Source organism: Anaerotignum sp. (genome assembly GCF_031981185.1).
Lineage (GTDB): Bacteria > Bacillota > Clostridia > Lachnospirales > Anaerotignaceae > Chakrabartyella.
In genome coordinates this window covers 71,401-79,086 of record NZ_DALYUL010000007.1, presented here as the reverse complement: position 1 = coordinate 79,086, position 7,686 = coordinate 71,401, and the positions used below count along the sequence as shown (strand labels likewise).

The window sequence follows — 7,686 nt, the reverse complement described above, 5'->3', positions numbered from 1 at the left end:
AATACAAGCTCAAATAGAGCCGTATAAGGCACAAAAAGCCTAATAAATAGCATAAAGAAAAGCGGTAATTCTACCGCTTCCAATTACTCACCTAATATATAATTAACTGCTTTATCTGCTTTACTTGCAGCGGATACGATGAGTCTTGTATCAGACTTCAAGACACTTAACCAGTTTTGAATGTAAGCACTTGAGTTTTTGAAAGTTTTTTGTGTTTCAATTCCTACTATATTCATTATGGTAGCACTTCCGATCTCTGCTACAAGTTCCTCCTTGGAATATGTTTCGCTTCCAAAGCTTGCCTTTATACCTGTTTCTAATCTGTCAAGCCTTGTCTTGTGTCCTGTGCTATGCACCATTTCATGGAATAATGTGCTGTAAAACTCTTCTATCGCTTTATATTGTCCTTTGCATGGTACTTGTATATAATCCCGTAGAGGACTGTAAAACGCTTCATTTGTTACTATTTCTTTGATAGCGATATGCTCCTTAAGCATATAAGTGTTTTTTATTTTTTCAGCCTCTTCTATTGGTTCAACCTCTACTATTTTTCTTTCTTTTGGTTCTACTCCTTCCACCTGTGAAACATGAAATACATTGAAATACCTAAGTAAAGGTATGTTCTTTTTTTCTATTGTGTTATCTTCCTTAGTCTCTTCTATGGGTTGTATCTTCCAAAAAACTACTATTTCTGATTGCTCACCTTTTTTTATTTTACCGCCTAAATCTGACCATTGTTTAAAGGTTGCATATTCTCCAGTATGTTTCAGTAACATTTGATTTATTAAGGAATAAGGCTTATTGCTTATTCTGTTATATGCTCCGCTTTGTGTGCCTGTCCAAGGTTTCTTCCAAGGTATTAAACCCTTTTCTAATTGTTCTATTATTCTATCTGTTACCATTTCATAAACTGATTTACTCATGTGAAAACCTCCTTTGTGTGTACGCAATTGATTTATTAATATAATTATATACCCTAAACATAGGGATATCAATAAGTAAATGTCACAATATTTAGGGTATAAATTTATGCAACATTACAATGTTTAGGGTACACTTGATTTAGGGGATATTATGTGCTAATATTGTAGATATCTAAGAGAGGGGGAAACAAAGTGATAAGTTATGAAAAATTAGTTAAAAAATTAAAAGAAAATAATATAAGTCAATATAAATTAAAACAGGACAAAATTTTAGGTTCTGCCACAATAACAAAAATATTTAAAAATGATGGTCTAAATGGCGAATCAATAGATATGAAAGTAATTGATAAAATGTGTAAGTTATTAAACTGTCAACCAGCGGATATATTGGAATGTGTGGATGATATAGAGGGATATTCAGATAAGTCAGAGCGAAAGTACAGAGGATAATAATATAAAAGGGTTTTAAGTATTTAAGAAGGTATGAAATAAGGATGCATTAATTTGTGTCTTTATTTTTTTGCTTAACATACCCTAAAGGTAGTAATATTCAACAATAAACATACCCTAAATATAGTAACATTGCCAATAGACAACCCTGTGTTTAGGGCATATAATAGTCTCATAAAGGTTGAAACAACAAACCAAAAACACATAAGGGAGACTGATTATCATGACAAGAGAAGAATTAAAACAAACGGTTGAGGAACTTCGCCAGTACAAGAACATGAAGGAAGAACTTGAAAATCAAATTAAAGCCTTGGAGCATGAAGTTACTTCTTATATGGAAACAGAAAACACAACAGAAGTAATAGGTGATAACTACAAAGTAACCTATAAAGAACAAATCAGAAAAACTCTTGACAAGGTTAAACTTGAAACTGATTTAGGTGACTTATCAGAATATGAAAAGGTAACAAGCTACAACGTATTAAGAATTAAATAATTATAGAGGGCTGAGGGGAAGAAATTCCCCAAAAGCCTTTACGTAGAAAAAGGAGGGACAAGAGGTGTATTTAAACAAAAATTGTGTAAAAGAAGGAAGAACAAGAGTAAAACCTTCAGCTCGTGACATTAAAGATACAAAGAGGGTACTTTTGGACTTTCATATTGAAACAGATATCCCACAATTTGATACTTTCATGCAGTTGCAGAAGTGGCAAAAGCAAGTAATGAGGGAAAAATTGTTTGGTTGAATATAGTTGCTGGAGGTCAAGAAAGTTACTTGTTTAAAATATTAAATTCTACAATCATAGGAGGAAATAAAATGAAGACTACTAGAAAAATTACAAACATTGGTGAAGTTAAACTTGAGGAAATAGTGTTCTCTGAAACCTCTATAGGGTTATATATGCCCATGATAGAAAGGTCTGAGAATATTGAGAAAGAATTGAACGCCACAGAAGAAAGATTTGTGGAAGAGTTTAAGAAAGAATTTCCCCGCTTAAAATTAGAAGATTGCACTGTTTTTAGAGATGTATCTCTTTTTATGGATTTAGATAGCAGCCAGAATATTAAAGATGGGGACAAAAAAAGAGTTAGGTATTCTGTCGGCATTATTTTGTGGGTTAATGATGAAACGGGTAGAGAAATTAAGACGGAATTTTACGATCCATTTGAGATAGATATAAATGACGAGAATTCAAGACATTTAAAAAAGATTGTTATGCAAAAGCTGTCAGAATTTTTTTTCTAATCTATCCAAGGGAGGATAAAGCATGAAAACATCTAATAAGGATCTTATGAACATTGTTGTAGCACAGAACACTTTGATAGCTGAACAGGCAGAACAGCTTGCTGAAGTCACATATACACCACCAGTTATTACAGATGGTGTACTGGTTAAAATGGCACGTTTTACTATTCCGTTTGAGAAGAAGGAAACTAAACCTATGAAATGGTACGAGGACAAGTTAAAAGTATGTTAAGCAAAAAAATACCTATACTCTGCATCATTGGGTATAGGTATAATTTCAAATATTGTATTGAGGTGATGAAAAATGTGCTTTGTCTTAACCAATGGAAAGATGTATTGCTGTAAAGATGGTACTGGAAGAATCAGAAAAACGTCAGATCCACAACACGCTTATCAATACTCCGATCTCAGGTGGCGTTGCATGACATACTTACCGCAACTAAGAAGCTAAAGAATTTTTATATCATAGAAACCAAACTTAATAAAAGGAAAAATTATTCTTGCAAGCGCAAACAGTTTAATAGTGAAACAAGAAAGGTTGTATATGCAAAGACAAAAGGACATTGCGCCTTGTGTGGGAACTTTATTCCATTTGATGATTTTACGGTTGACCATATCAAACCACTTGCAAAGGGTGGCAGTAATGAATTAGAGAACTTACAGCCAGCTTGTAAAGTTTGTAATCAAATCAAACAAGACATTCTTCCAGATGAATTTATGAGAAAGATAACAGAGGTATTCTTATTTCATCTAAAGTCACAATGTAATCTTAAGATACTGGCACAAATAATAGGTGCAGCAGCTAGGGGAATAGTACATAAGTATTATGAATAGGGGGATGGCTTTGAAATAAGCCGTCGTCTATCATGGAATAAGATAACAATTCAGCCGAAAAGTTGATAAAATATTATTTTCAACCAGCTTAAAATTCTTCATCATATATCAAATATCCTTTACCTATATCCCTTAGAGAAAATGCACGTTATATGAGCCTAATTTTAACGATAATACTTTTCTTGAGCAATTCTTCACCTAAAATATTTGAAACGAAAATAGGCTTATATACTGCGATTTAGACCAAGATTATTTGACAAATAAAAAGGTGAATCCGCTTAATACGAAGTCACCTAATTAAACTGAAAAATAGTTGGATGTTTATTTATATATATTATTCTTTAACTCGATTGTTGACGTTACATTTCTGCTAATCCATTTTTCTAATTCATCTTCTGGTATGTAATATCGTTTTCCAATCGTAAGTTTAGGAAAATCCTTTAGTCTAATTATATCATAAGCTGTTTGTTTACCGCACCCAAACCTTTCTTGAATGTCTTTTACTTTTAATAATCTGGACATTGGTTATCAATCCTTTCAAAAATTTCAATCCTTTAATTAGTTAAACTGGAAAGTATCTCTAATTTTACATGTACAGATAAGATTATTCAATGGAAATATATGCTAACAAAAAAGAGGTGTACCAGTGTGGCAAACCCCTTCAAATTATTTTGAATTAAAAGATGTTTCTTCTTAATTAAGTATCTAATGCCGCTTCCTATCACGAATATTTTCTGCTGCTTTTTCTAAAGTAATAATATCCCAATTACCTTTTATGAGTTGCTTTTTGTATTTGGCTATTTGTCCTTTTGAATACCTATCAATATAGTGGGATATAAACTTTGGCTGAAATGATTCTGGTAATTTAAGATAAAGGTCTATCAAGGTTAAGAGGATATTGTCTTTGAATTTTAAAAGTCTATCAAAAGTGTGGGATTTAATTTCATATTGCAAAACGTTCACTCCCTTATTTGGTTGTTGATTGCAGTATAAATCATGTGGAAGAAAAAGGCAAGCAAAAGGCTTTATGTTTTATCATAAACGATTGATTATGATAAGTTTTTATTATTTAAAAAATACCCACAAAATAGGTGAAAAATAGACGATTATTTTATCAAAACTTTTATCAAAATCATATTGACAATAAACACCCTTAATGATAATGTTTAGGTATAAAAAGGCGGTGATAATATGGTAATTGGATACGCAAGGGTAAGCACTGATAAGCAGGAACTATTACGACAAGAGGATGCACTTAAAAAATATGGTGTAGATGAATTGTATACTGAAAAAATGACGGGTACAAAATCAGATAGACCAGAATTAAACAAAGTCAAGCTGAGAGCAAGAGAAGGAGATTCTGTTGTAGTAGAAAGTTTGTCGAGATTAGGGAGAAGTAGCAAAGACTTATTAATCTTAGTTGACGAGTGGGAAAAACAAGGTATAACATTGGTATCTTTAAAAGAGAGTATTGATACCAAAACACCTACTGGAAAATTGCTTATTACTGTGTTATCTGCCATTTGTCAATTTGAAAGAGATATAACAGTGCAACGGACTAAAGAGGGTTTAGCATCTGCCAGAGCAAGAGGAAGAAAAGGGGGAAGACCTAAAGCAGATAGTAAAGTTGTAGAAAAAGCTATTAAGTTATACCATGCACAAACTCATTCTATCAAGGAAATAGTAGACATTACAGGCATATCACAAGCTACATTATATAGAGAGCTGAAAAGAAATGAAAATAAATAATTAGAATTGACTATTGCTGAAGTGTGATAGTCTTTTTTATTTTGAGGATTTAACATTTTCAATTGACACATAAGTTAGACAGGCAGAAATTTGTTAAGTATTTACTTTAGCTAGATAAAGTGTTTTTGCGATTTAGTTCGGTAAAGTGATTTTGGATGTATATCTAATTAGGAAGAAACTCCTGATTTATAAGGCTTTTTATGTGAATTAGGTTTGGATAGCAGAAATTTTTAATTAGAAAAATAGCAAAAATAAGAACAAAAACGCTTTACTTCGGTAAAGTAAAAATTTCAATTAATTTGATGGTTATTTTGAGATATAAAACTTGAAAAAGCATTGAATTTATTGGTGTTTTATGATTTTTACTTGATAGGCTAGATTGGAAGCAAGTGTCCTAAATATAAAAACATACTTATTCGGTAGGTTATTCGGTGTGAAATATTGTGAGTGTTAAGATGTGTTGAAATATAAGGGTTTTTTAATAGTTTAGGTGCGGTTGGCAGAGAAAACAAAACTGAAACGAAAAGTAAATCAATTACTTTAACATAGTAAAGTAATAAAGCAAAATTTAAAAATTATAAAAGTAGTTCGGTATCAGGAAAATTTATGTGATAAATATAAATAACATACTATATCCCGCTTCCATAAACTAGATATTACAATTCCTCAAATAATACTAAATTCAAAGCAGACATACTTATTGTATTTTTCATTCCAACGGTTTTACCTAATGGTATTGGAATTGTTGAAACTAAGATGGTATAATTGGATAAATATGTAGATAGAACATTATATTGAATATTCCTTTTTATTGTTTGCATATAACAAAAAATAAAACAATAAGGAGGAATTAGAATGCTAAAAGAAATCAAAAGGCAATTTAAAAATTTATCAGCTAAGAAAGTAATAGTAATATCAAAAATCATATTTGGTGTAGTGGCATTAATATTGATTTTATTAAGCCATAGCTTAGATTTTGCTATTAACTTGGGAAGTCTTGCAATTCAAGTTTTACAAAGTGCTTTATAAACAGATGTCGAAATGATTCATTTTTGAAGGAGGGGAATACAATAGGCATTGTGTGCTATTGGCATATCAGTGTTTATAAGTATTATTATGACTTTAAAGACAAAGATGATCAAGAATGTGCCTCAATTATTGAAGATAAATAAACAAAAGGAAATTGATCAGTATTTGATCAAAGAGGAATAGGACGGTGATTAATATGAATAAAAAGTATCCTTTATATAAATGTGATTTGGGTGACTTACACCGTTATCTAATGGGTGAGGATATAAATGATAATGATGAAATAATAATCTGTATTGGAGTTAATCCAAGTACAGCAAATAAAGAAAAATTAGATCCAACATTAGCAAGACTTAATAATTATTGTAAGCTGTATCGTGAACCAAATTGTAAATGGGTTATGTTTAATTTATATTCTCAAAGAGCTACTAATCCTGATGGGTTAGACAATGAAATAGATAATGAGAAGTATAAAGAAAGTATTAAGACTTTTAAAAAATTTCTTTCTCATAGAAAAACCGAAAACACTATTATACTTGCTACTTGGGGCTGTCTTATTAAAAAGAGAGAATATTTGCTAAAATGCCTTAAAAATATTTATAATAGCTCAAAAAATTATGAATGGAAATGTATCAGAATGACGAAAGGTGGGCATCCAAAACATTGGATCGGAGCTAAATATCCAGATGAATTACAAGAGTTTAATGTTAAGAACTATTTAGATAAGTTTAAGACAAAAAACTCCTGATTTAAAATGAGAATCAAATGAAACTTAATAGGAAACTTGTCTTAATATGTAGAGGTAAAGCAATTCGTTCAGGGGAAGAAATTAATGGTCATATTCCGTTGCTTGTAAGGGTTGTGGAATACATATTATACAAAAATAAATTCAGTTCAAGTTATAAATAAGGGGTAACCGGTATGAAAAAGAAGAAAACAAAAACCTTTGGTTTGGTTGTAAGCTTAATAATAGCGATATATACCATAAATAATACAATGGGATTTAATATATTTGGTGATGCTTCAACAAACGAAAATGCAATCGAAAATCAATTCATCAAGAATAAATTAATCGAAGTAGATGGAGGCAATCTTTCGGGGCATAGAGAGCCTAATGTTGTGGTTGATGTAGGATTTGGCGACAGAGAGTATTGGGCATACACTAACGAATTCGGACAACTTGTAATGGTCACAGCTAACAAAATCACATTACAAGACGATTCTGTTGAGCCAGTTAATTCAAATGGTAGGTATTATTCAGATGAAGCGAAGGTGCCTGGAACGGAGAGAAAGGATTTAGACGAGGGTCATGTAATTGCGGATTCTCTTGGTGGTGTTTCAAATGCTTACAATATCACACCCCAAAATAGTACATTAAATAGGCATGGTGATCAGGCGTACATGGAGAAGGTTATCAGGGATGCAGGAGGATGTAGTAATTTTGTTGCGATAATC

General features: G+C 31.4%; 13 protein-coding genes. 10 read left to right on the top strand and 3 right to left on the bottom strand.

What is annotated here, in order from left to right; translation table 11 throughout:
* Window positions 1–83 precede the first annotated feature (83 nt).
* Window positions 84–923 carry an ArdC family protein gene (locus RTK36_RS05595; protein WP_312045134.1) on the bottom strand — a complete coding sequence of 280 codons (840 nt, stop codon included), beginning with the start codon at window positions 921–923 and terminating at the stop codon, window positions 84–86.
* A 192-nt stretch (window positions 924–1,115) separates the two neighbouring features.
* On the opposite strand from RTK36_RS05595, the gene RTK36_RS05590 reads away from it, so the two are divergent.
* The 6 genes from RTK36_RS05590 (at window position 1,116) to RTK36_RS05565 (ending at window position 3,453) form a co-directional block, all read left to right on the top strand.
* Complete coding sequence (locus tag RTK36_RS05590; RefSeq protein ID WP_312045133.1) at window positions 1,116–1,373, top strand: helix-turn-helix domain-containing protein; 258 nt, start codon at window positions 1,116–1,118, stop codon at window positions 1,371–1,373.
* A 223-nt stretch (window positions 1,374–1,596) separates the two neighbouring features.
* Entirely contained in the window at window positions 1,597–1,869 is a 273-nt protein-coding gene (locus RTK36_RS05585) for a hypothetical protein (protein WP_312045132.1), read from the top strand.
* A gap of 64 nt (window positions 1,870–1,933) precedes the next feature.
* Complete coding sequence (locus tag RTK36_RS05580; RefSeq protein WP_312045131.1) at window positions 1,934–2,119, top strand: hypothetical protein; 186 nt, start codon at window positions 1,934–1,936, stop codon at window positions 2,117–2,119.
* Complete coding sequence (locus tag RTK36_RS05575) at window positions 2,080–2,619, top strand: hypothetical protein (RefSeq protein ID WP_312045130.1); 540 nt, start codon at window positions 2,080–2,082, stop codon at window positions 2,617–2,619. Before RTK36_RS05580 ends, RTK36_RS05575 begins: the two co-directional genes overlap by 40 nt.
* Before the next feature lie 22 nt (window positions 2,620–2,641).
* Window positions 2,642–2,851 carry a hypothetical protein gene (locus tag RTK36_RS05570; RefSeq protein WP_312045129.1) on the top strand — a complete coding sequence of 70 codons (210 nt, stop codon included), beginning with the start codon at window positions 2,642–2,644 and terminating at the stop codon, window positions 2,849–2,851.
* A 185-nt stretch (window positions 2,852–3,036) separates the two neighbouring features.
* The gene (locus tag RTK36_RS05565) at window positions 3,037–3,453 is read left to right on the top strand and encodes an HNH endonuclease (RefSeq protein ID WP_312045128.1); all 417 of its coding nucleotides are present in this window, start codon (window positions 3,037–3,039) and stop codon (window positions 3,451–3,453) included.
* 321 nt (window positions 3,454–3,774) lie between these two features.
* On the opposite strand, the gene RTK36_RS05560 is transcribed toward RTK36_RS05565, so the two are convergent.
* Together RTK36_RS05560 and RTK36_RS05555 are read right to left on the bottom strand one after the other, a co-directional pair.
* Entirely contained in the window at window positions 3,775–3,975 is a 201-nt protein-coding gene (locus RTK36_RS05560) for a helix-turn-helix domain-containing protein (RefSeq protein WP_312045127.1), read from the bottom strand.
* A 183-nt stretch (window positions 3,976–4,158) separates the two neighbouring features.
* Window positions 4,159–4,407, bottom strand: coding sequence for a hypothetical protein (locus RTK36_RS05555; RefSeq protein ID WP_312045126.1), 249 nt, complete (start codon window positions 4,405–4,407; stop codon window positions 4,159–4,161).
* Between the two features lie 237 nt (window positions 4,408–4,644).
* Between RTK36_RS05555 and RTK36_RS05550 the strand changes: the two genes are divergently transcribed.
* The 4 genes from RTK36_RS05550 to RTK36_RS05535 form a co-directional block, all read left to right on the top strand.
* Complete coding sequence (locus RTK36_RS05550) at window positions 4,645–5,202, top strand: recombinase family protein (RefSeq protein WP_312045125.1); 558 nt, start codon at window positions 4,645–4,647, stop codon at window positions 5,200–5,202.
* Window positions 5,203–6,057: 855 nt separating this feature from the next.
* Window positions 6,058–6,231, top strand: a complete 174-nt coding sequence (locus tag RTK36_RS05545; protein WP_312045124.1) for a hypothetical protein — start codon at window positions 6,058–6,060, stop codon at window positions 6,229–6,231.
* A gap of 196 nt (window positions 6,232–6,427) precedes the next feature.
* Complete coding sequence (locus RTK36_RS05540) at window positions 6,428–6,979, top strand: DUF1643 domain-containing protein (protein ID WP_312045123.1); 552 nt, start codon at window positions 6,428–6,430, stop codon at window positions 6,977–6,979.
* A gap of 173 nt (window positions 6,980–7,152) precedes the next feature.
* The coding region (locus RTK36_RS05535; protein ID WP_312045122.1) for a DNA/RNA non-specific endonuclease at window positions 7,153–7,686 on the top strand (534 nt) is incomplete at its 3' end.